Origin of the sequence: Roseovarius sp. MMSF_3298, from assembly GCF_030733705.1 — a bacterium.
In the GTDB taxonomy this organism is placed as follows: Bacteria; Pseudomonadota; Alphaproteobacteria; order Rhodobacterales; family Rhodobacteraceae; genus Roseovarius; species Roseovarius confluentis.
In genome coordinates this window covers 1-21,672 of the sequence record NZ_JASHIN010000046.1, presented here as the reverse complement: position 1 = coordinate 21,672, position 21,672 = coordinate 1, and the positions used below count along the sequence as shown (strand labels likewise).

22 protein-coding genes and 1 pseudogene are annotated in these 21,672 nt (G+C 65.8%); 18 read left to right on the top strand and 5 right to left on the bottom strand.

Going from position 1 to position 21,672, the window contains the following annotated elements; all coding sequences use genetic code 11:
* The 3 genes and pseudogenes from RBB18_RS22320 to crtA all read right to left on the bottom strand — a co-directional run.
* A pseudogene (locus tag RBB18_RS22320) lies at window positions 1-455 on the bottom strand (magnesium chelatase ATPase subunit D); the annotation flags it as partial.
* On the bottom strand, window positions 452-1,456 hold the full coding sequence (gene bchI, locus RBB18_RS22315) for a magnesium chelatase ATPase subunit I (RefSeq protein ID WP_103764336.1): 1,005 nt from the start codon (window positions 1,454-1,456) through the stop codon (window positions 452-454). The pseudogene RBB18_RS22320 and the gene bchI, both read right to left, overlap by 4 nt.
* Window positions 1,453-2,160, bottom strand: coding sequence for a spheroidene monooxygenase (crtA, locus tag RBB18_RS22310; protein ID WP_103764335.1), 708 nt, complete (start codon window positions 2,158-2,160; stop codon window positions 1,453-1,455). Before crtA ends, bchI begins: the two co-directional genes overlap by 4 nt.
* 145 nt (window positions 2,161-2,305) lie before the next feature.
* Here crtA and RBB18_RS22305 point away from each other — a divergent pair, with 145 nt between their 5' ends.
* The 4 genes from RBB18_RS22305 to RBB18_RS22290 all read left to right on the top strand — a co-directional run bounded on the left by RBB18_RS22305 (window position 2,306) and on the right by RBB18_RS22290 (window position 6,483).
* Complete coding sequence (locus RBB18_RS22305) at window positions 2,306-3,859, top strand: phytoene desaturase (RefSeq protein WP_306111595.1); 1,554 nt, start codon at window positions 2,306-2,308, stop codon at window positions 3,857-3,859.
* Window positions 3,856-4,914, top strand: a complete 1,059-nt coding sequence (crtB, locus tag RBB18_RS22300; RefSeq protein WP_306111594.1) for a 15-cis-phytoene synthase — start codon at window positions 3,856-3,858, stop codon at window positions 4,912-4,914. Before RBB18_RS22305 ends, crtB begins: the two co-directional genes overlap by 4 nt.
* The gene (locus tag RBB18_RS22295; RefSeq protein ID WP_103764331.1) at window positions 4,911-5,387 is read left to right on the top strand and encodes a TspO/MBR family protein; all 477 of its coding nucleotides are present in this window, start codon (window positions 4,911-4,913) and stop codon (window positions 5,385-5,387) included. Before crtB ends, RBB18_RS22295 begins: the two co-directional genes overlap by 4 nt.
* A 64-nt stretch (window positions 5,388-5,451) precedes the next feature.
* Entirely contained in the window at window positions 5,452-6,483 is a 1,032-nt protein-coding gene (locus RBB18_RS22290; RefSeq protein ID WP_306111593.1) for a sodium:calcium antiporter, read from the top strand.
* 6 nt (window positions 6,484-6,489) lie between these two features.
* Here RBB18_RS22290 and crtC read toward each other — a convergent pair whose 3' ends face one another.
* Both crtC and crtD read right to left on the bottom strand, forming a co-directional pair.
* A complete protein-coding gene (gene crtC / locus RBB18_RS22285; protein WP_371931689.1) occupies window positions 6,490-7,368 on the bottom strand; it encodes a carotenoid 1,2-hydratase in 879 nt (292 codons plus the stop codon).
* On the bottom strand, window positions 7,365-8,912 hold the full coding sequence (crtD, locus tag RBB18_RS22275; RefSeq protein ID WP_306111592.1) for a 1-hydroxycarotenoid 3,4-desaturase CrtD: 1,548 nt from the start codon (window positions 8,910-8,912) through the stop codon (window positions 7,365-7,367). The genes crtC and crtD overlap by 4 nt, the downstream gene beginning before the upstream one ends.
* A 97-nt stretch (window positions 8,913-9,009) precedes the next feature.
* Between crtD and RBB18_RS22270 the strand changes: the two genes are divergently transcribed.
* From RBB18_RS22270 to dxs, 14 genes are all read left to right on the top strand, one after another.
* A complete protein-coding gene (locus RBB18_RS22270; RefSeq protein ID WP_306111591.1) occupies window positions 9,010-9,879 on the top strand; it encodes a polyprenyl synthetase family protein in 870 nt (289 codons plus the stop codon).
* A 27-nt stretch (window positions 9,880-9,906) separates the two neighbouring features.
* Window positions 9,907-11,016 (top strand): methyltransferase, encoded by a 1,110-nt coding sequence (locus tag RBB18_RS22265; RefSeq protein WP_306111590.1) that lies wholly within the window; start codon window positions 9,907-9,909, stop codon window positions 11,014-11,016.
* A gap of 147 nt (window positions 11,017-11,163) precedes the next feature.
* Window positions 11,164-12,105, top strand: a complete 942-nt coding sequence (gene bchC, locus RBB18_RS22260) for a chlorophyll synthesis pathway protein BchC (protein ID WP_103764327.1) — start codon at window positions 11,164-11,166, stop codon at window positions 12,103-12,105.
* Complete coding sequence (locus RBB18_RS22255) at window positions 12,102-13,106, top strand: chlorophyllide a reductase iron protein subunit X (RefSeq protein ID WP_306111589.1); 1,005 nt, start codon at window positions 12,102-12,104, stop codon at window positions 13,104-13,106. Before bchC ends, RBB18_RS22255 begins: the two co-directional genes overlap by 4 nt.
* Window positions 13,093-13,227: a hypothetical protein gene (locus RBB18_RS22250; RefSeq protein WP_306111588.1), complete on the top strand. Its 135-nt coding sequence runs from the start codon at window positions 13,093-13,095 to the stop codon at window positions 13,225-13,227. The genes RBB18_RS22255 and RBB18_RS22250 overlap by 14 nt, the downstream gene beginning before the upstream one ends.
* Window positions 13,224-14,786, top strand: coding sequence for a chlorophyllide a reductase subunit Y (gene bchY, locus RBB18_RS22245; RefSeq protein ID WP_103764325.1), 1,563 nt, complete (start codon window positions 13,224-13,226; stop codon window positions 14,784-14,786). The genes RBB18_RS22250 and bchY overlap by 4 nt, the downstream gene beginning before the upstream one ends.
* Before the next feature lie 127 nt (window positions 14,787-14,913).
* Window positions 14,914-16,410, top strand: coding sequence for a chlorophyllide a reductase subunit Z (bchZ, locus tag RBB18_RS22240; RefSeq protein WP_306111587.1), 1,497 nt, complete (start codon window positions 14,914-14,916; stop codon window positions 16,408-16,410).
* A complete protein-coding gene (pufQ, locus tag RBB18_RS22235) occupies window positions 16,403-16,627 on the top strand; it encodes a cytochrome PufQ (protein WP_057794646.1) in 225 nt (74 codons plus the stop codon). Before bchZ ends, pufQ begins: the two co-directional genes overlap by 8 nt.
* Window positions 16,628-16,760: 133 nt before the next feature.
* On the top strand, window positions 16,761-16,910 hold the full coding sequence (gene pufB / locus RBB18_RS22230) for a light-harvesting antenna LH1, beta subunit (protein ID WP_057794645.1): 150 nt from the start codon (window positions 16,761-16,763) through the stop codon (window positions 16,908-16,910).
* A gap of 13 nt (window positions 16,911-16,923) precedes the next feature.
* On the top strand, window positions 16,924-17,091 hold the full coding sequence (gene pufA, locus RBB18_RS22225; RefSeq protein ID WP_057794643.1) for a light-harvesting antenna LH1, alpha subunit: 168 nt from the start codon (window positions 16,924-16,926) through the stop codon (window positions 17,089-17,091).
* A 110-nt stretch (window positions 17,092-17,201) separates the two neighbouring features.
* Window positions 17,202-18,041, top strand: a complete 840-nt coding sequence (pufL, locus tag RBB18_RS22220) for a photosynthetic reaction center subunit L (RefSeq protein ID WP_103764323.1) — start codon at window positions 17,202-17,204, stop codon at window positions 18,039-18,041.
* 3 nt (window positions 18,042-18,044) lie between these two features.
* Complete coding sequence (pufM, locus tag RBB18_RS22215; protein WP_103764322.1) at window positions 18,045-19,031, top strand: photosynthetic reaction center subunit M; 987 nt, start codon at window positions 18,045-18,047, stop codon at window positions 19,029-19,031.
* A 3-nt stretch (window positions 19,032-19,034) separates the two neighbouring features.
* Window positions 19,035-20,129 carry a photosynthetic reaction center cytochrome PufC gene (gene pufC, locus RBB18_RS22210; protein ID WP_103764321.1) on the top strand — a complete coding sequence of 365 codons (1,095 nt, stop codon included), beginning with the start codon at window positions 19,035-19,037 and terminating at the stop codon, window positions 20,127-20,129.
* Between the two features lie 103 nt (window positions 20,130-20,232).
* Window positions 20,233-21,672, top strand: a 1,440-nt coding sequence (gene dxs / locus RBB18_RS22205) for a 1-deoxy-D-xylulose-5-phosphate synthase (protein WP_306111586.1), incomplete at its 3' end; no start/stop codon positions are given.

Below are 21,672 nucleotides of genomic sequence, written 5' to 3'. Positions count from 1 at the left end.
GGGGTGGCGGCCTCTTTCGGTTCGATGTGGAAGGCGAGGCGGTCGAGCAGGGCTTGCGGCGCGCCTTCCTCCGCGCTGGCGGCTTCGTCAAGCAGGATGAGGGCGTGGCCGCGATCCGTGTCGAGCAGCTGCGCGAGGCGGGCGGCGAGGCCGGAGGGCGTGCGCTCGGCCATGGTGAGGGTGAGCATGGTGGGCTGATCGGCGAGGCCAGCATCGCGCACCGGGCGGCCCTCGGCCAGCGAGGCGGCGATGTTGAGGCCGCCGAAAAGCTGATCGTCGGAGATGGCAGGGTGGATGCGGTGCTGGGGACCGGGCAGCTTGCGCAGGGCGGTTTCGAGCGCCTGCCGGGCGGGGCCCATGCGGGCGCGGAAGGTTATCCCTTTGAGGCCGCCGGGATCGACCGCGAGGGCCGCGAGTGCGCGCTGGGTGCGGGCGGTGTCGGCCCCGTCTGTCATCCGAAGGTTTCGGCGACGGTGCGGGTGACGCGGGTGGTGGAGCCGGCCTCGTCCAGCGGGTCGCGGCGCAGGCGGTGGCTGAGCGCGAGAGGCGCGACGGCGGCGAGGTGGTCGCGGGTTATTGCCGCATCGCCCTCAAAGGCGGCGAGTGCGCGGGCGGCGCGGAGTAGGGTCAGTTCGCCACGTAGTCCGTCGGCGCCGAGGGCCACGGCGAGGGCGGCGCAGTCGCGCAGGATGGCGTCGGTCGCCTCGAGTTTGCGGAGCAACGCGCGGCCGGCGAGGATGGAGTCGCGGATTTTTGCGTCCTCGAGCTGCCACTTGGCCGTGAAGGCCTCACGGTCCATGTCGAAGGCGTCGCGGCGGCGGACGACCTCGATGCGTTCGTCGATATCGGTGGGTGACCTGACCTCGACCGAGAGGCCGAAGCGGTCGAGAAGCTGCGGGCGCAATTCGCCTTCCTCGGGGTTGCCGGAGCCCACCAGAACGAAGCGGGCGGGATGGCGGATGGAGAGGCCCTCGCGTTCGACCGCATTGATGCCGGATTGGGCGACGTCGAGCAGGAGGTCGACAATGTGATCCTCCAGAAGGTTCACCTCGTCGATATAGAGATAGCCGCGGTTGGCGCGGGCCAGTAGGCCGGGCTCGAAGGCTTTTTCCCCCTTGGTGAGAGCACGTTCGATGTCGAGTGCGCCGGTGACGCGGTCCTCGGTCACGCCCAAGGGCAGGTCCACGACGGGGGTGGGGCGTTCCACCAGATCGGTGTCGGAAACGGTGGCCCAGTCGGGGCACTCCTCGGGACGTTCGGAATTGACCGGGCAACCCTTGACCTGGGTGATGGGCGGCAGAAGGGTGGCGAGGGCGCGGACGGCGGTGGACTTGCCGGTGCCGCGATCTCCGAAGACCAGCACGCCGCCGAGGCCGGGGTCGATGGCGGTCAGGATCAGCGCCTGTTTCATGGTGTCCTGTCCGACGATGGCGGAGAATGGAAAGGCGAGGCTCATGCGCCGACCCCCAGGTGTTGAAGTGGTTTGGCGCCCTGCCACGTGCCGCGGTCGGCGACGATGTCGAACCGGGCGTAGAGTTCTTCGCGGAACCAGTTGCCGTCGCGCACGGCCTTTATGGCGCGCGCGTGCGGACCGTCGTGGCGGGCGAAGGCGGCCATGCCCGCGGTGTCGGGCCAGACCGAGAAGGTGACCTGGTGCAGAAGCGGCACCTCGCCGATGCCGATCTTGAAGGCGACGTTGGGATCGGCGCCGATGACCGTGCTGATGTCGGGCACGCGGCGCCAGAACTTGAGCGCCACAAGAGGCTTGATCGTGGCGCGGGTGAGGGCGGCGACGGGGCCGGTGCCGGCGGTGACGGTGGCGTCAAAAGGGGCCACGCCGGACCATGCGCCCCGCGCCGAGGTGGTTTGCATGAAGAGCGTATAGCATTCGATGGCGCGGCGGGCGTAACGCCGGAATACGGGGGCCTCGGCGGTCTGGCGCTGCGCGGTGGCGAGATCGGGCCAGGTGGCGAGAATGGCATAGACGCCGGTGTTGGGTTTCGGCGTGAACCCCTCGCCGGTGCCCGAGCCGCACAGCTTCCAGAAGCCGATGCCGGGAACGCGGGCCAGCGCGGGACGGGCGAGGCCCATCATGGTGAAGGCCCAGAGCCTTGAGAGGCCCGGTGCGAAACGGAAAAAGCTGAGGCTGACGATTTGGATGACCCTGTCCCCCTTCGGTCAAAGCGCGCGTCTCGGCAGTCCCATTCATGCCAATCGCGACGTCCGGTTGTCCAGCGCGTTCCGGCCCATAAAAGAACTTCACTGGATGATTGTCAACTTAACTTGACACATGTAGGCTGGGTACATGTTGACACGTCTGGACCCCGCACTTCGTGAGCAGGCCGAGAAGGCCATGCGGCCCCATGCGGTGGTGATTGGCGCGGGTCTGGGCGGATTGGCCTCGGCCATGCGGCTGGGTGCGAAAGGCTATCGCGTGACGGTGCTGGACCGGCTGGAGAGCCCCGGCGGGCGCGGGTCGAGTCTGTGGCGCGATGGGCATCGGTTCGATCTTGGGCCGACCATCGTGACGGTGCCTCAGGTGTTCGAGGATCTGTGGGCGGCCTGCGGACGGCGGTTTCGCGATGACGTGGATCTGCGCCCGCTCGACCCGTTTTACGAGATCCGCTGGCCCGATGGGAGCAGGTTTACCGCGCGGCAGGATACCGACGCGATGCGCGCCGAGGTGGCGCGGCTGAGCCCCGGCGATGCGCAAGGCTACGAACGGTTTCTGAAAGACAGCGAACGGCGCTACGCGTTCGGGTTCGAGGATCTGGGGCGGCGGTCGATGCACCGGTTCCTGGACTTGGTGAAGGTCTTGCCGACCTTCGGGATGCTGCGGGCGGATCGGTCGGTCTATGCCCATGCGGCGACGCGGTTCAAGGATGAACGGTTGCGTATGGCCTTTTCGTTTCACCCGCTGTTCATCGGGGGCGATCCGTTCAACGTGACGTCGATGTATATCCTTGTCAGTCACCTGGAAAAGGAATTCGGCGTGCATTACGCGATGGGCGGCGTCGATTCGATTGCGCGCGCCATGGCGGGTGTCGTGGCCGACCAGGGCGGTCTGGTGCGGCAGGGCGCGGAGGTGGACGAGATCGTGGTGCACGACGGGTGCGCGGCAGGTGTGCGCTTGACCGGCGGCGAGGTGGTCGAAGCGGACGTGACCGTGTCGAATGCCGATGCCGGGCACACCTATGACCTGCTGATGCGCAATGTGAAAAAGCGGCGCTGGACCGGGCGCAAGTTGAAGCGCTCGCGGTGGTCCATGGGGCTGTTCGTCTGGTATTTCGGAACGAAGGGCACGCGTGGCAAGTGGGCCGATGTGGGGCACCATACGATCCTGAACGGGCCGCGCTACAAGGGGTTGGTGAAGGACATTTTCATCAACGGTACGCTATCCGAGGACATGAGCCTTTACGTGCATCGGCCCACGGTGACCGACCCGAGCGCCGCGCCGGAGGGGGATGACACCTTCTATGCGCTGAGCCCGGTGCCGCATCTGGGATTCGACGACCCGGTGGATTGGAGCGCGATGGCGGAGACCTATCGGAGGAAGGTTCAGGCGGTGCTGGAAGAGCAGTTGCTGCCGGGGCTGGGGGATCATCTGACCGCCTCGGAGGTGTTCACGCCCAAGACGTTCCGGGACAGGTACCTGAGCCCGCATGGATCGGGCTTTTCGCTGGAACCGCGGATTTTGCAGAGCGCTTACTTTCGGCCGCATAACGTGAGCGAGGAGGTTGCGGGGCTTTACCTTGTCGGGGCGGGGACGCATCCCGGTGCGGGGCTGCCGGGCGTGGTGTCGAGCGCCGAGGTGCTGGGCAAGCTGGTTCCGGATGCCGACGAGGTGCGGGTGAGATGAAACTGACGCGCACGGAAGCCGCCGACATGGCGCATTGCCGCGAGGCGATCCGGGATGGGTCGTGGTCGTTCCATGCGGCCTCGAAATTGTTGCCGCGGCGGGTGCGCGACCCGGCGCTGGCGCTCTACGCGTTCTGCCGGCTGGCGGACGACTCGGTCGACCTGCATTCCGAGAAGGCCGAGGCGGTGACGCGGCTGCACGAGCGATTGGACCTGGCCTATCGCGGGGTGCCGCGGAATGCGCCCGCCGACCGGGCCTTCGCTGCCATGGTGGGGCGGTTCGACATGCCGCGCGAATTGCCCGAGGCGCTTTTGGAGGGCCTCGCGTGGGACGCGGAGGGCCGGCGGTATGACAGCCTGTCGGGGCTGCGCGCCTATTCGGCGCGCGTGGCCTCGGCGGTGGGCGCGATGATGTGCGTGTTGATGGAGATGCGCGAGGCCGACGGGCTGGCACGGGCCTGTGACCTGGGCGTGGCGATGCAGTTGACCAATATTGCCCGCGACGTGGGCGAGGATGCCCGCGAGGGGCGCCTGTATCTGCCGCGCGACTGGATGGAGGACGAGGGGTTGGACGAGGCGGCGTTCCTGGCCAATCCGCAGATGTCGCCGGCCCTGCACCGGGTCATCGCGCGGCTGTTGCGCGAGGCCGAGGGGCTTTACGCCCGGTCCGAGGCGGGGGTGGCGACTCTGCCCGTGAGCGCCCGGCCCGGGATTTTCGCGGCGCGGTACATCTATGCCGGGATCGGGCGGCAGTTGCGGCGGCTGGGGCATGATTCCATCGCGCATCGGGCGCGGACCACGGGCGCGCAGAAGCTGGGGTGGCTGATGCTGGCGAGCCTGCGGGCTGGCGGCACGATGATGATGCCACGCTCGGCCGTGCTGCACGCGCGGCCCTTGCCCGAGGTGGCCTACCTTGTGGAGGCGGCAGCGGAGCGAAAGGCGCCGGGGCGCGACTGGAGTGAGGCGCTGTGTTCGACCATGGCGACGCTGAAGGCGCGGGACCGAGACGATCCGGCCTTGCCGGTGTCGGGGAGGCACGCTAGATCGAGATCATGATCTGGCTTTGCTTTGCAATTTTTCTTGCGGCTTGCTTTGCGGCGGGTGCGACGGGGGCGCTGTTCCCGCCGGGCAAGTGGTACGAGGATCTCAACAAGCCGACATGGACCCCGCCAAACTGGCTGTTCCCGGTGGCGTGGACGACGCTGTACCTGCTGATGGCGGGAGCGGGCGCGCGGGCGGCGGTGAGCCCCGACAATTCGGTGGCCATGGCGCTCTGGGCGCTGCAGATCGCGCTGAACGGGCTGTGGACGCCGGTGTTCTTCGGGCTGCGCCGCATCCGGCTGGGGCTGGTGGTGCTGGTGGGCCTGTGGATCGCTGTGTTCTGTGGGATGATCGCGCTGTGGCAGGTGGACTGGCTGGCCGGGCTGATGTTCGTGCCCTACCTCGCTTGGGTCAGTGTCGCGGGCGCTCTCAACCTTTCGGTCATGCGGCTCAACCCAGAAGTGGTGCGGGCCGAGGCGCGGCGCTGACATTCCTTGGCTGTCATCCCGGACATGTATGGAACCCGGCCATTGGCTGTGCGGTTGAAGCGTTATGCTCTCTGACCTTTCCCTGACCGCCAACCTGATTGTTTTCGCAGGCGCGGCGCTCGTGATCCTGATAGCAGGCACGAAAATGACCGGGATGGCGGACCGGATCGCGGACCGGAGCGGGTTGGGCGAGGCCGTGACCGGGGGGCTCTTGCTGGGTGCTGCCACGTCGCTGTCGGGCACGGTGGTTTCCATCACGTCGGCGCTGGATGGGCGCGCGAGCCTCGCCTTTTCCAACGGTATCGGGGGGATCGCGGCGCAAACGGCGTTTCTTGCGTTCGCGGATCTGATCTATCGGCGTGCGAACCTGGAACATGCCGCCGCGGATGTGGCGAACCTGTTTCAGAGCACGTTGCTGATGTTGATGCTGGCCGTGCCGTTGGCCGCCTACGTGATGCCCGAAATGGCGTTCTGGTCAGTGCATCCGGCGTCGGTTGTGCTGGTGGGCATCTATCTTTTCGGGGCCTATGCCAGCGTGGGCATTCGGCAAAGCCCGATGTGGCGGGCCGTGGACACGCAGGAGACGCGTGACGACCAGCCTGAAGATGAGGAAGATGCACAGAAAAGCGTGACCTCGTTGTTGGTGCCTTTCCTGGCGCTGATGCTGCTTCTGGGACTGGCGGGCTATGCGATTGCGCGATCGGCGGGCGCGCTGACCGAACAGTTGGGACTGTCCTCGGCTTTGGTGGGTGCGTTGATGACGGCGGTGGTGACGTCGTTGCCGGAGTTGGTCACGACGCTGGCCGCTGTGCGACGCGGCGCGTTGCAGCTGGCCGTGGGTGGGATTATCGGGGGCAACACGTTCGATGTGCTGTTCCTGACGCTGTCGGATATCAGCTATCGTGACGGCTCGCTGTATCACGCCATCGGCACGGGCGATCTGTTCTGGGTCGTGGTGGGGCTGGCGATGACGGCGGTCCTGTTGATCGGGCTGATCCTGCGCGAAAAATCGGGACCGGCCAACATGGGCTGGGAAAGCCTGACGATGCTGGGGATCTACGGCGGGGCCGTGGGGTTCCAGGCGTGGAGCGGATAGCTGCCTTCAGTCTTTCGCGAATGTCCAGCCCGCGCGCCGGGGGACCCGAACTGCCAGCATGGGTTTCAGAAACGGCGAGCGAAAGCGTTTGAGATCGAGGGTCTCGTGCACGCCTGTGGTTTCCTCGCCGTCGATGACGCTGCGCACGGCGGCGCGGGCGTAGAAAGGCGCGTCGAGCATGGGTTGCACTTGCGTCGGGGTGTGGCCCGGGTCCGCCCGGCCTTCGCGGTAAAGACCCCAGGCGGTGCGTTTCATGCGGGTTTTCGGAGGGGGCGTCACGACCCGGGCGTTGCCCTGATTGTCAAAGCGGATGCCAAGCCCGAGTTCCGACCCGTCGAGGCGGGTGGCGTCGTAAAAGCAGGTGCTGCCCGTCCCGGTCGGGAACCGCCCCCACGTCCAGTAGGTGAAGTCCTGCTCAAGGGCTCGCGTGCCGAAATTGGCATCGAAATAGCCATGGCCGTCCCATTGCCAGCCTGGCGCGTCGAGATCGACGCTGATCCGTGCCGTAGGCGCGAAGGGACGCCAGACATGGGCGCCATCGGGGGTGAGGGGCAGCTCCACGCGTGTCATCGCGGAGGGCGTGACGGTGACGCGGCCCCGGACGCGGGAAACCATCGGCGGAGCGCCGATCTCGTTGATGTCGATGACGAGTTGCCCGTTCTTCCAGTGCAGCGAAGAGGGGCCGACGGTGAAGCTGTCCGTTGTCTGGCGCAGGGCGCTGCTGCCCCGGTCGGTCATGGTGAAGCGCCCGCCGGGGCCATAGGTGGCGACGTTGATGCAGACATGGTTTTCCGGGTTGCGCCGCCCGGACCAGGCGTACCAGGGCGAGAAGACCGAGCCGATGAAGGCGATGATCGAGATGGCGCGGCCGCCGCCGTCTTTCAGGCCGTCGACATACCACCATGCGTAGCCGTTGGGCGGGACGGCCAGGTTGAAATTGGGTCCGTCAGTATCGCCTCGGCCGCATGCTTGCCGGAGAGGGCCGCCATCGGCACCCCGGCCCCCGGATGCACCCCGCCGCCCGCCAGGTAGAGGCTCTTGACCGGCGTCCGGGCGGTCGGGCGCTGGAAGGCCGCCATCGTTCCATGCGGACTTTGCCCGTAGAGGGATCCTCTGCTCTCGGGAAACAACTGGTCGAAGCCCGAGGGCGTGGTCAGCGCGTCCGGTCCCGGAAGCGGATCGAAGTCGAGATCGAAGCGGGCCAGCGTCTGGAAGGTGCGTGTCTGACATGCGGTGAACTCCTCTGGGCCGGATGGGTCCTGCAGGGGTGGGGCGTTGGCGATGATCTCGAAGCGTTCAGGCGTGGGCGGCGCGGTGGGCAGGCCGCGATCCATGGCGCAGACATAAAGCGTGGGGTCGGGGATGCCGCGGCCCCGCATCAGCGCGTCGAACTCGGGCTTGGGGTCGGCGCGGAAGAAGACGTTGTGATGGGCCAGGTCAGGACCCGATGGCTTGGCTGCGAAGGCCCAGACCTCGGCCGAGAGGCTGCGGGGGATTTCGGTGGTTTGTGGCGCCACGCGGTCAAGGCCGGGGCCGAGCGCGCCGGTGGCCAGCGCCCTGGGGTCGCCGTTGAACACGACGGCATCAGCTCGCAGGTGGCGGCCGCCCTGCAGGGTCACGCCCACCGCGCGGCCCTTTTCGGTGAAGATGCGATCGACATGGGTGTCGTAATGGATCGCGGCGCCGGCTTGGGTGATCGCGTCGGCCAGTGCACGGGCCAGCCGGTTCAGGCCGCCTTCGACCCCCCAGACGCCGGATATCTCGGCCTGCCAGATCAGCGCCAGGAGGGCGGGCACGTGGTAGGGCGAACCGCCGACATAGGTGGCGTATCGGCCGAAAAGCTGCCTCAGGCGGGGATCGTCGAAACTGGAGTCCAGCAGCTGCGCAAGCGTCTTGTTCGGGGCCATCTGGCGGATGAGGTGCGGGTGACGCAGGACATGGGAGGTGAGGGCCGCGAGCGTTGGCTCGGGGGATTGCATCACCGGTGCGTCGAACCCCTCGAAAAGGGCGCGGGCGCGGTCGGAGAAGCTGCGCATCTGCCGCCCTGCGCGTGCGCCGGCGAAGGCGGTCACGGCGTCGATGTTGCGCGCCGGGTCGTCAAACAGGTCGAGCGTGCTGCCGTCGGGCCAGAAATGGCGGGCGATCAGGTGCTGGCGGTGCAGGGTGACGTGATCGGTCAGGCGCGTGCCAAGGGCGGCGAAGAGCGCCTCGAACACCGGGCGCAGGGTCAGGACGGTGGGGCCGGTATCCACAGGACCGACGGCTGAGGGCAGGGTGCGCATCTTGCCGCCTGGATGGCTGTGGCGTTCCAGAATTGTGACGCGTAGCCCGGCGCCAACGAGGCGCGCGGCAGTGGCCAGCCCGCCAATCCCTGCGCCGATGATTGCGGCGTGGGGCGCGTCTGAGGCCGGGTGGCTCGGTTGTGTCATGTCAGGGATTGTTGACTCGAAACCGCGAAGTGTCCAGTGTAGTATACACAATGCATGTCTCCATATGGTGACATATGCCCTGATCAAGGAGCGCCACATGCCCCTCTCGCAGCGAATCGATGCCGCCGTTCTGCGCGCGCTGGATATGACGCAGGGACAGGAGGCGCCGGCGCAACTCAGCGAGGCGCTGGGCTATGCCTGCCTGCCGGGCGGGGCGCGCATTCGACCGACGATCCTGATGTCCGTGGCTACGGCCTGCGGCGACGACCGGCCTGCGTTGAGCGATGCGGCGGCAGCGGCACTGGAGGTGATCCATTGTGCGTCGCTGGTACATGATGATTTGCCCTGTTTCGACGACGCCGAGTTGCGGCGCGGCAAGCCGTCTGTGCATAAGGCTTATTCGCAGCCGCTGGCGGTGCTGACGGGTGACAGCCTGATTATCCTGGCGTTCGATGTTCTGGCGCGGGCCGCCGAAGAGGACCCGGCGCGGGGTCTGCGTCTGATACGGGCGCTGGCAACGCGGACTGGCATGCCCGGGGGGATCTGCGCCGGGCAAGGCTGGGAAAGCGAGCGGGAGGTGGACCTTGCGGCCTATCACCGGTCAAAGACCGCGGCGCTGTTCATCGCGGCGACGGAGATGGGCGCGATTTCGGCGGGGCATGATGCCGAGCCTTGGGGTGACCTCGGAGCGTTGATCGGCGAGGCATTCCAGGTGGCGGACGATCTGCGCGATGCCGTATTGGACGAAAAGACCCTGGGCAAGCCGGTGGGGCAGGACGACCTGCACGGGCGGCCCAATGCGGTGGCGGAATTTGGTGTCGAAGGCGCTGTGGCGCGGCTGAAGGATATCCTGGCGGGGGCGATTGCCTCGATCCCGTCCTGCCCGGGCGAGGCGGCGCTGGCCGAGATGGTGCGGTTGCAAGCGCAGGCGATCATGCCGAAGATGCCCGCCCGATACCGGGTGTAACGCGCCATGGCGGTGCGGGAGGCTGAGATGCGGCGGCGCACCGGCATTGCGGGCTGGTTGAATCGACAGGTCGCCAAACCGGGATTTCAGAATTTCGCCAGCGCCTTGCCGTTCGGCAAGGGTTTGGCGCGCCGCGATGGCGCGGAGATTTTCGATCTTTTGCAGGGGTTCGTGGCCTCCCAGGTGCTGGGTGCGCTGGTGGAGGCCGGGATTCTGCGTGCTCTGCTGGACGGGCCGCGCAGCGCCGACGCGCTGGGGTTTCGCCATGACGTGCCGGCCGACAGGATGGATCAGTTGTTGCGCGCAGGTGCTGCGCTGGGGCTGCTGAAGCGGCGGCGCGGCGGAGCCTATGCACTGGCCCGGAAGGGGGCTGCGATTCTGGGTGTGCCGGGGTTGGAGAACATGATCCGGCACAATGCGGAATTCTATGCCGACATGGCCGATCCCATGGCGCTGTTGCGCGGCGAAAGTGAAACGCGCCTGGCGCGGTTCTGGCCCTACGTGTTCGGCGCCGAGGGCGAGGTCGCGCCGGAAGTGGCAGACAGGTACTCGACCTTGATGGCGGAGAGCCAGGTGCTGGTCGCCCGTGACACGCTGAAGATGTTGCCCTTGAAAGGAGCGCAGACGGTAATGGACGTCGGAGGCGGGTCGGGGTTCTTCCTGTCCGAAGTGCTGCGGTGGAACAAGGCGGCGCGGGGAGTCCTGTTCGATTTGCCCGAGGTGATGCCGCAGGCCGAGGCCCGGGTAGCGCAGTTGGGGCTGCAGAGTCGGATCGATCTGCGAGGCGGCAGCTTCAGGGACGCGGGCTTGCCGGAGGTGGCGGACACGATCTGCCTGATCCGGGTGCTGTACGATCATGCGGACGACACTGTGTCTGACCTGTTGCGCAAGGCGTTCGAGGCCTTGCCGCCTGGCGGGCGGTTGATCGTGTCGGAGCCGATGTCGGGTGGCGACATGCCCGAGCGGGCGGGTGACGTCTATTTCGCATTCTACACGATGGCGATGGGCACCGGACGCGTGCGGTCGCAGGCGCGAATTGCCGAGATGTGCCGCGCGGCGGGCTTCGAGGATGTCTCGATGCCGAAACCGATCCGGCCCTTTATCACCACAGCGCTGGCCTGCAGCAAACCCGGCTGACCCCTCGCATGGCGGTGTCAGGCAGCCGATTCGCTGTAAAGTGTAAAGTTTAGTTGACACAAATTGATGTCCGCATAGACTGACATGTAACCGGATCGCGCCTTGCGTTGGCGCGACTCACACAATAACCGGGGGGAGTTCAGACAGTTGGAGACGCGTGCCGTATTCCTGAATGGTCCGAAAGACCTGCACCTGGACACGCTGCCGCTGAAGCAGCCAGGCCCTGCCGATATCGTGGTGGATATTGCCCATTCGGGGATCTCGACCGGCACGGAAAAACTGTTCTGGACCGGTGAGATGCCGCCTTTCCCAGGCTCGGGGTACCCGCTGGTGCCGGGATACGAGGCTGCGGGCGAAGTGGTCGAGGCCGGGTCGGAAAGTGGTTTCAGGACAGGCGAGACGGTGTTCGTGCCGGGGGCGGATTGCTTCGACGGTGCGTTTGGCCTGTTCGGAGGGGCGGCGAGCCGGCTGGTGACGCCTGCCGACAGAGTGACGCGAATCGATTCGACGCTGGGAGCGGAAGGCGCATTGCTGGCCTTGGCAGCGACCGCGCGGCACGCGATGGCCGGATTGGACAAGCGCGTGCCGGAGCTGATTGTCGGGCACGGTGTGCTGGGTCGGCTTCTGGCGCGGCTGACGATTGCCGCCGGAGCGCCGGCGCCCGTGGTTTGGGAAACCGATCCGGCGCGGCGCGGTGGCGCGGCCGGCTACGAGGTCGTCGCACCGGATGCGGATGAGCGTCGCGACTACCGTGCGATTTACGATGCCTCGGGCAATGCGAGCATTCTGAACGATTTGATCGGACGGCTGACGAAAGGCGGCGAGATCGTGCTGGCGGGGTTCTATCCCGGCGGCCTGAGCTTTGCCTTTCCGCCCGCCTTCATGCGCGAGGCGCGGTTGCGCATCGCTGCGGAATGGGCGCGCGAGGACCTCGCCGCCGTGGGTGCGCTGCTGGACAGCGGCGCGCTGAGCCTGGGTGGCCTGATCACCCATAGCGCCCCGGCCACTGAGGCCGAGGACGCATATCGGACGGCCTTCGAGGAGGCCGGCTGTTTGAAAATGATACTCAACTGGAAGGACGCCGCGTGAAGGACGACATCCCCAATTTGAAGGATTTCGACAAACGCCTGCGGGACGAGGCCGGCGCGGAGCCGAGCCTGGAAGTGCCACAGGGCGAGCCCACCAGCAAAACGCAGATCATCGCGATCTATGGCAAGGGGGGGATCGGCAAGTCGTTCACCCTGGCCAACCTGAGCCACATGATGGCCGAACAGGGCAAGCGGGTGCTGCTGATCGGGTGCGACCCGAAATCGGACACGACCAGCCTGCTGTTCGGCGGCAAGGCGTGTCCGACGATCATCGAGACTTCAACCAAGAAGAACCTTGCCGGCGAGCAGGTGAAGATCGGCGACGTGTGTTTCAAGCGCGGCGGTGTCTTCGCCATGGAGCTGGGTGGCCCGGAAGTGGGCCGTGGCTGTGGTGGCCGGGGCATCATCCACGGGTTCGAACTGCTGGAGAAGCTCGGCTTCCATGACTGGGATTTCGACTATGTCCTGCTGGATTTCCTGGGCGACGTGGTTTGCGGGGGCTTCGGCCTGCCGATTGCCCGCGACATGGCGCAGAAGGTGATCCTCGTGGCGTCGAACGACCTGCAATCGCTGTACGTGGCCAACAACGTCTGCTCGGCGGTGGAGTATTTCCGCAAGCTGGGCGGCAACGTCGGCGTCGCGGGGCTGGTGGTCAACAAGGACGACCATTCGGGCGAGGCGCAGGCCTTTGCCAAGGCGGTGGACATCCCCGTGCTGGCCGCGATCCCGCAGGATGACGATTTGCGCAAGAAATCGGCAAATTACCAGATCGTCGGCACCGAAAAGAGCCAGTGGGGCAGCCTGTTTGCCGGTCTGGCCGAAGCGGTGTCGCTGGCCCCGCCGGTGCGCCCTGCGCCGCTGGACCAAGACGGATTGCTGGGGCTCTTCGACGAGTCCGAGACGGGCGGCAGCGTCACGCTGGAGCCTGCAACGGACGAGGACATGCGGGGCAAGAACGCCGCGCCGAAGGAAAGCCTGGAGGTGGTCTATGACGACGCCTGAACAGAGCACCACGAAACGCCTGATCGAGGTCTGCCGGATGATCGCCGAAGCGCGGCCGGAGCAGATCAGACGGTTGTTGAAAGATATCGCGTCTTCGGACGGTCCGGAAAGGCATGCATGACGGATGAAGTCACATATGACGACGCCGGAAAGGCGGGGGTCATCCGCGGGAAGGCGCGTGAGGACGCGCCGGAGCTGACGGGCGACCCGGGCCTTGGATGCCATTCCGGCAACGAGATGGAGAAAGCCGCGCGCATGGCCGGGCAGAGCGATCTGCTGGATCAATATGCGAGCGACTATCCGCAAGGTCCACACGACAAGCCGCAAAGCATGTGTCCCGCTTTCGGCAGCTTGCGCGTGGGCCTGCGGATGAAACGGGTGGCCACCGTGCTGAGCGGCTCGGCCTGTTGCGTGTATGGCCTGACCTTCGTGAGCCATTTCTACGGCGCGCGGCGGTCGGTGGGCTATGTGCCGTTCAATTCCGAGACGCTGGTGACCGGCAAGCTTTTCGAGGACATCCGCGACTCTGTGCACGAGTTGGCTGATCCGGACCGTTTTGATGCAGTCGTGGTAACGAACCTTTGCGTGCCGACGGCGAGCGGCGTGCCGCTGCGGCTGTTGCCGAAGGAAATCAACGGCGTGCGGATCGTGGGGATCGACGTGCCGGGCTTCGGCATTCCGACCCATGCGGAGGCCAAGGATGTTTTGGCCGGGGCGATGCTGAACTACGCGCGGCAAGAGGTCGAGGCCGGGCCTGTCGCCGCCCCTGACGGGGGCGTCTCCGACAGGCCGACCGTGACATTGCTGGGCGAGATGTTTCCGGCCGATCCGGTGATGATCGGCCAGATGCTGGCGCCCATGGGGCTGGCCGCGGGGCCGGTCGTGCCTTGCCGGGAATGGCGGGAGCTTTATGCCGCGCTGGATTGCGGCGCGGTGGCGGCGATCCATCCGTTCTATACCGCCGCCGTGCGAGAATTCGAGGCCGCCGGGCGGCCCGTCGTGGGCAGCGCGCCTGTCGGACGGGACGGGACGGCGGCGTGGCTCAGCGCGATTGGCGATGCCTTTGACGTGCCTGCCGACAAGGTGGCGCAGGCGCAGAATGCGTTCCTGCCGGCGATCGAGGCGGCCTTGGGCGCCAAGAAGATCGACGGAACCATCACCCTGTCGGGCTATGAGGGAAGCGAATTGTTGGTGGCCCGCCTGCTGATCGAGAGCGGGGCGGATGTGCCTTATGTCGGCACGGCCTGTGCCAAGAGCCCGTGGTCGGCGGAGGATGCCGCCTGGCTGGAAAGCAAAGGCACCAAGGTGCAGTACCGCGCGTCGCTGGAAAACGATTGCGCGGCGATGGAAGCCATCAAGCCGGACCTGGCCATCGGCACGACGCCGGTCGTGCAGAAGGCCAAGGAGTTGGGCGTTCCGGGGCTTTACTTCACCAACCTGATTTCCGCGCGGCCCCTGATGGGGCCAGCCGGGGCCGGAAGCCTTGCGGAGGTGGTCAACGCGGCCATCGCCAACAAGGGGCGGATGGACCGGATGCGCGAGTTTTTCGAGGGCGTGGGCAGCGGCGATACCGCCGGGGTCTGGGAAGGCCAGCCCAACGTACGCGAGGATTTCCGGGCGACGAACCAGAAGAAACTGGAAAAAGCCGCGCGGGCCAAAAAAGCGCAGGAGATGATATGAGGGGCATTTTTTTCACAAAATCCCCTCGGTGGGCGGAAGCGAGCGGCGACGCCGATTGCGTGCTCACCCCGTGGAGCATTCTGGCGCCCATGGCTGGGTGGAACCCTGCCCTACGGGAGGGCGGGTCATGTTGATCCAGGATCATGATCGCGCGGGCGGGTACTGGGGGGCGGTCTATGCTTTCTGCGCCGTGAAGGGCTTGCAGGTCGTGATCGACGGACCTGTCGGGTGCGAGAATCTGCCGGTGACGTCCGTGCTGCATTACACCGACGCGCTGCCGCCGCATGAATTGCCCATCGTGGTGACAGGCCTTGGCGAGGAAGAGCTGGGCCGGGAAGGCACGGAATGCGCGATGAAGCGGGCCTGGGGCACGCTCGACCCGGCGTTGCCGGCGGTCGTGGTCACCGGCTCCATCGCCGAGATGATCGGCGGGGGCGTGACGCCGCAGGGCACCAGCATCCAGCGGTTCCTGCCGCGGACCATCGACGAGGACCAATGGGAAGCCGCCGACCGGGCGATGACCTGGATCTTCACCGAATTCGGGATGACCAAGGGCCGGATGCCGCCTGAGAAGAAGCGCGCGGAGGATGCAAAGCCTCGGGTCAATATCCTTGGGCCGATGTATGGCACCTTCAACATGCCCAGTGATCTGGCCGAGATCCGGCGGCTGGTCGAGGGGATCGGGGCCGAGGTCAACATGGTGATGCCGCTTGGCGCGCACCTGGCCGAGATGAGGGATCTGGTGAATGCCGATGTGAACATTTGCATGTATCGCGAGTTCGGCAGGGGGCTGTGCGAAGTGCTGGACAAGCCGTACCTGCAAGCGCCGATCGGCGTGGACAGCACGACGAAATTCCTGCGCAAGCTGGGCGAATTGCTGGAGCTGGACGCCGAGTCCTTCATCGAGCGCGAGAAGCATTCGACGATCAAGCCCGTGTGGGACCTGTGGCGCTCGGTGACGCAGGATTTCTTTGCCACGGCCAGTTTCGGGATCGTTGCGAACGAGACCTACGCGCGGGGCATCCGCAACTTCCTGGAAAACGACATGGGGCTGCCCTGCGGGTTTGCCGTGGCGCGCTGTGCGGGGACCAAGACCAACAACGAGGAAGTGCGGTCGCTGGTGCACAACAAGCGCCCGCTGATCCTGATGGGGTCGATCAACGAAAAGATGTACCTGGCCGAGATGAGCGCAGGGCACGGGCCGAAGCCTGCCTTTATCCCGGCGAGTTTTCCGGGTGCCGCGATCCGGCGGGCCACGGGCACGCCCTTCATGGGATATGCCGGGGCGACCTATTTGATCCAGGAAGTGTGCAACGGGCTGTTCGATGCGCTGTTCCACATCCTGCCGCTGGGCTCCGAAATGGATGCGGGGGCCGCCACGCCGACGCCGCTGCGCCGGGATTTCCCGTGGGACGCAGACGCGCAGGCCGAGCTGAACCGGATCGTGGAAAGCCATCCGGTGCTGACCAGAATTTCCGCTGCCAAGACGCTGCGCGATGCCGCCGAGGAGGCCGCCCTGAGGGAGGGCGCCGAGCGGGTCGTGTTGGAAACCGTGAAAGCCCTTTCGCCCGTGGCCCAAGCCGCCACGGCAGATGTCCAAGAGGAGGACAACACCCATGACTGACATGACGTCCAACCCGCCGAGACGCAGCACCACGGGACGCCGCAGAACCGCGGAGTTCTGGGTGTACTTCACGCTGATCTTCTTTTGCGCGGTGCCGTTCACGACGTTCCGCTGGGTCCGCGATATCGCGGAGCGCCACACGCTGAACGTGCGCGGTCCGCTGGCGCGCGCCTGGTCCGAGGCGGACCGGATCACGCCGCTGATTTTCTCGGTCTGAGGCATGGTGCCCAGACCGAAACCCGAGCTGTATCCGCCCGACTGGGCGAGCAGACCTTCAAGGGCCCGCAAGGCCCTTGGGGAACCCGGCCGCGGGGTTCGCGGCGTCAGCATAACGTTCCGGAGGAAAGTTCATGGCTGATAACACCGACCTGTCCTTTACAGGTCTTACCGACGAGCAAGCCCAGGAGTTGCATTCGGTGTATATGAGCGGCCTTACGCTGTTCACACTGGTTGCGGTCATCGCGCACATCGCGACGTACATCTGGGCTCCTTGGTTCTGAGGAAGGAAAGAAAATGTCGAAGTTCTACAAGATCTGGCTCATTTTCGATCCACGCCGCGTGTTCGTAGCACAAGGCGCATTCCTGTTCCTTTTGGCCGTCATGATCCACCTGGTGGTTCTGTCGAACGGCGTCAACTGGTTCGAGAATGCAGCAGCGTCCCGCGCTGCGGCGTCCGAGTGATCCAAGACAATCGTCAAACCTCGTTGCGGGCGGGTCCGCCCGCCCGCAACAAACCGAACAAAGAGTGACGGCCGGGCAAGACTGGCCGGCCGAAAACGCGGAGAGAAACAATGGCGTTGCTCAGCTTTGAGAGAAAATACCGGGTCCGTGGGGGGACACTGATCGGAGGCGACCTGTTCGACTTCTGGGTCGGGCCGTTCTACGTGGGCTTTTTCGGCGTGCTGGGCGCGTTCTTTGCGCTTCTTGGCACCATCCTGATCTTCTGGGGGGCGGCCCACCAGGGCACGTGGAACCCCTGGCTGATCAACATCGCGCCGCCCGACCTGTCCTACGGCCTGGGCGCGGCCCCGCTGATGGAGGGCGGCCTGTGGCAGATCATCACGATCTGCGCGATCGGCGCCTTCAGTTGTTGGGCGCTGCGCGAGGTAGAGATCTGCCGCAAGCTGGGCATCGGGTATCACGTCCCCTTCGCCTTCAGCTTTGCGATCTTCGCCTATGTCACGCTGGTCGTGTTCCGCCCCGTCCTGATGGGCGCATGGGGGCATGGCTTCCCGTACGGGATCTTCAGTCACCTCGACTGGGTCAGCAACACCGGCTACGCGTACCTGCATTTCCATTACAACCCGGCGCACATGCTGGCGGTGACGTTCTTCTTCACCACCACGCTGGCCCTGGCGCTGCATGGCGGTCTGATCCTGTCGGCGGCCAACCCCGAGAAGGGCGAGGTCATGAAGACGCCGGACCACGAGGACACGTTTTTCCGGGATTTCATCGGCTACTCGGTCGGCACGCTGGGCATCCACCGCGTCGGCCTGTTGCTGGCGCTGAACGCGGGCTTCTGGTCGGCGATCTGCATCATCATCAGCGGCCCGGTCTGGACCAAGGGCTGGCCCGAGTGGTGGAACTGGTGGCTCGAGCTGCCGGTCTGGCCGTCGCAGATGGGGGTATAAGAGATGATCGAGTATCAGAACATATTCACGCAGGTCCAAGTCCGGGGAAACCCAGAATGGGGCATGGACAACGACAACCACATGATGGACGAGCGCGGGTTCAAGCCGCGGTTCAGCAACCTGGTGGGCTGGATCGGCAACGCTCAGATCGGCCCGATCTACCTGGGCTGGACGGGGCTGGTGAGCCTCGTGACCTTCATCCTGGCGCTGAACATCGTCGGCTTCAACATGCTGGCGCAGGTCAACTGGTCGATCCCGGAGTTTCTGCGGCAGGGCTTCTGGCTGGCGCTGGAGCCGCCGGGGCCGGAGCATGGCCTGTCGATCCCGCCGCTGAATGACGGGGGCTGGTTCATCATTGCCAGCTTCCTGCTGCTGGTCAGTGTCATGACATGGCTTATCCGCAGCTACCTGCTGGCGGCGCAGCACAAGATGGGCAAGCACGTCTTCTGGGCTTTTGCGAGTGCGATCTGGCTGATGCTGGTGCTGAACCTCTTCCGTCCGATCCTGATGGGATCGTGGAGCGAGGCGGTGCCTTACGGCATCTTCCCGCACCTTGACTGGACCACGGCGTTCTCGATCCGGTACGGCAACCTCTACTACAACCCGTTCCACTGCCTGAGCATCGTATTCCTGTACGGTTCGACGCTGCTGTTCGCCATGCACGGCGCGACCATCCTGGCCGTCACGCGCTATGGCGGCGACCGCGAGTTGGAGCAGATCGTCGACCGGGGCACGGCCACGGAACGCGCGGCGCTGTTCTGGCGCTGGACCATGGGCTTCAACGCCACGATGGAGGGCATCCACCGCTGGGCGTGGTGGTTCGCGGTTCTGACGCCGATCACCGGCGGGATCGGCATTCTGCTGACCGGTACGGTCGTGGACAACTGGTTCATCTGGGCGCAGGAGCACAACTTTGCACCGGCTTATGATGGCTCTTACGGCTACGAGGCTTACGGGTCTTACGAAGCCTTTATCGGCAAGGAGGACTGAGCCATGCTACCGAACTGGTTCAACAAGTGGAACGCCGACAACCCCACGAACATCTATGGCCCCGCGATTGCCATCGGGGTCGTGGGGGGCGCGGTCCTGGTGGCGGCCTGGTTGGTTTCTGCCAATCAGTCCAGCGCCGTGGACAGCCTTCAGACCGGCCCGCGTGGCACCGGCATGTCCGTGCCCGAGTTCAAGTCCGACCTCGGCGAACCCGATCCTGGCATTGCTGGCTACATGGCCACGCGCTCGGACCCTGTGGTGCCGCAAGGCGGAGAGGAGCTGGCCGGCGATGCGCGTGAGAACGTGCCGCCGGGGCTGGAAGGCCTGACGGTCGAGAATTACGACCGGCTTCTGGCCGCAATGCGGCAGTGGACGGGTATTCCCAACCTCTTCGAGGACATGGACAGCTACCAGACCTCGGTGGGCTATACCATGATCGGCATGACCCAGAACCTGAACGAGAACTGGGACGGGCATGTCAACGCCAACAAGGAAGTCGGCGTGACCTGTTATACCTGCCACCGCGGCCAGCCCGTGCCGAGCGATATCTGGTTCGACATCAGCCCGGTCAACGAGCGGGTCGAAGGCTGGGGGGCCGTGCAGAACCGGGTGACGCCGTTGTCGAGCTATACCTCGCTGCCGTCGGACGCGTTGCAGACCTACCTGGTGGATGGTGAATCCATCAAGGTGCACGATCTGGACAGCCGCGTGGCCGGTGTGCCGGGTGTCGATGGCTACCCCGGCATCCAGCACGCGGAACGCACCTATGCCTTGATGAACTACATCTCGAACTCGCTGGGGGTGAACTGTGTGTTCTGTCACAACAGCCGCGCCTTCTATGACGGAGCGCAGGTGACGCCGCAATGGGCGACCGAGACGCTGGGCATCCAGATGGTGCAGGAGTTGAACAACGACTACCTGATCCCGATTGCGGGGCTGCTGCCCGAAAGCCGGCTGGGGCCGACGAACGGTGACGCGCCCAAGGCGGCGTGCCGGACGTGCCACAAGGGCTATCAGCAGCCGCTTCAGGGCACGAACGTCATCAAGGACTGGCCGGAATTGGCCACGTCCTCGGGCGAGCCTGACTACGGCGAATAAGGAAAAGGGGTCGGGCGGCGCGATGTCGCCCGAACCTTTGAACACAGCGCTGCTTGCAGCCCCTGTTGCGGGCCGCGCCGGATCTCATCTTGAGGGGGGTGCGATGCAACAGACCACACCAAACACACCAATACTTGACCGCGTGGCGGGGCCACAGGACCTGCGGCAGATGCCCGACGAGGATTTGGCGGCGCTGGCCGACGAACTTCGTGCCGAAGTGATTTCCGCGGTTTCCGAAACGGGTGGGCATCTCGGGTCGTCGCTGGGCGTCGTGGAACTGGCCGTGGCGATCCATTCGGTGTTCAACACGCCAATGGACAAGCTGGTCTGGGATGTGGGCCATCAATGCTATCCCCACAAGATCCTGACCGGGCGGCGGGACCGCATCCGGACCCTGCGGCAGAAGGATGGTCTGAGCGGTTTCACCAAGCGTAAGGAAAGCGAGTTCGATCCGTTCGGGGCGGCGCACAGCTCGACCTCGATCAGTGCGGCGCTGGGGTTCACCGTGGGGCGCGACATGGGGCGGCCCACGGGCGATGCGATTGCCGTGATCGGCGACGGGTCGATCAGTGCGGGCATGGCCTATGAGGCGATGAACAACGCGGGTGCCGAGGGGCGGAGGATGTTCGTGATCCTGAATGACAACGAGATGAGCATCGCGCCGCCCGTGGGGGCGATGTCGTCCTACCTGAGCGGGCTCTACGCGAATGAGCCGCTGGCGCGGGTCAAGAGCCTCGCCGAGGGGTTCGAGGCGGCGCTGCCCGCGCCGATGCGCGAAGGTGCGAAGCGGGCGCGGCAGCTTGTGACGGGCGTGAGTCAGTCCGGGACGCTGTTCGAGGAGCTGGGGTTTGAATATGTGGGCCCGATCAACGGTCATGACATGGGGCAATTGCTGCCGGTGCTGCGCGCGGCGCGGACGCGGGCGACGGGGCCGGTGCTGATCCATGTCTGCACCGTGAAGGGCAAGGGATACGCGCCCGCCGAGACCAGCGCGGATTGCGGGCACGGGGTGTCGAAGTTCGACCCCGAGACCGGCGTGCAGGCCAAGAAATCGGGCGGCGCGCCGTCCTATACCTCGGTCTTCGGCAAGGCGCTGACCGAGGAGGCGGCGCGCGATCCGAACATCGTGGCGGTGACGGCGGCGATGCCGTCTGGCACGGGCGTGAACATCATGGCCGAGCGATTTCCCAGCCGCGTGTTCGACGTCGGCATCGCCGAACAGCACGCGGTCACGTTCGCGGCGGGTATGGCGGCAAGCGGGCTGCGGCCGTTCTGCGCGATCTATTCGACCTTCCTGCAACGCGGCTATGACCAGGTGGTGCATGACGTGGCCTTGCAAGGCCTGCCGGTGCGGTTTGCGATTGACCGGGCTGGGTTGGTGGGGGCTGACGGGCCGACCCATGCAGGTGCATTCGATGTCGGGTATCTCGGTGCCTTGCCGGGGATGGTCTGCATGGCCGCCGCCGACGAGGCGGAGCTGACCCACATGGTCGCCACGGCGGCGGCGCATGACGAGGGACCAATCGCCTTTCGGTATCCGCGG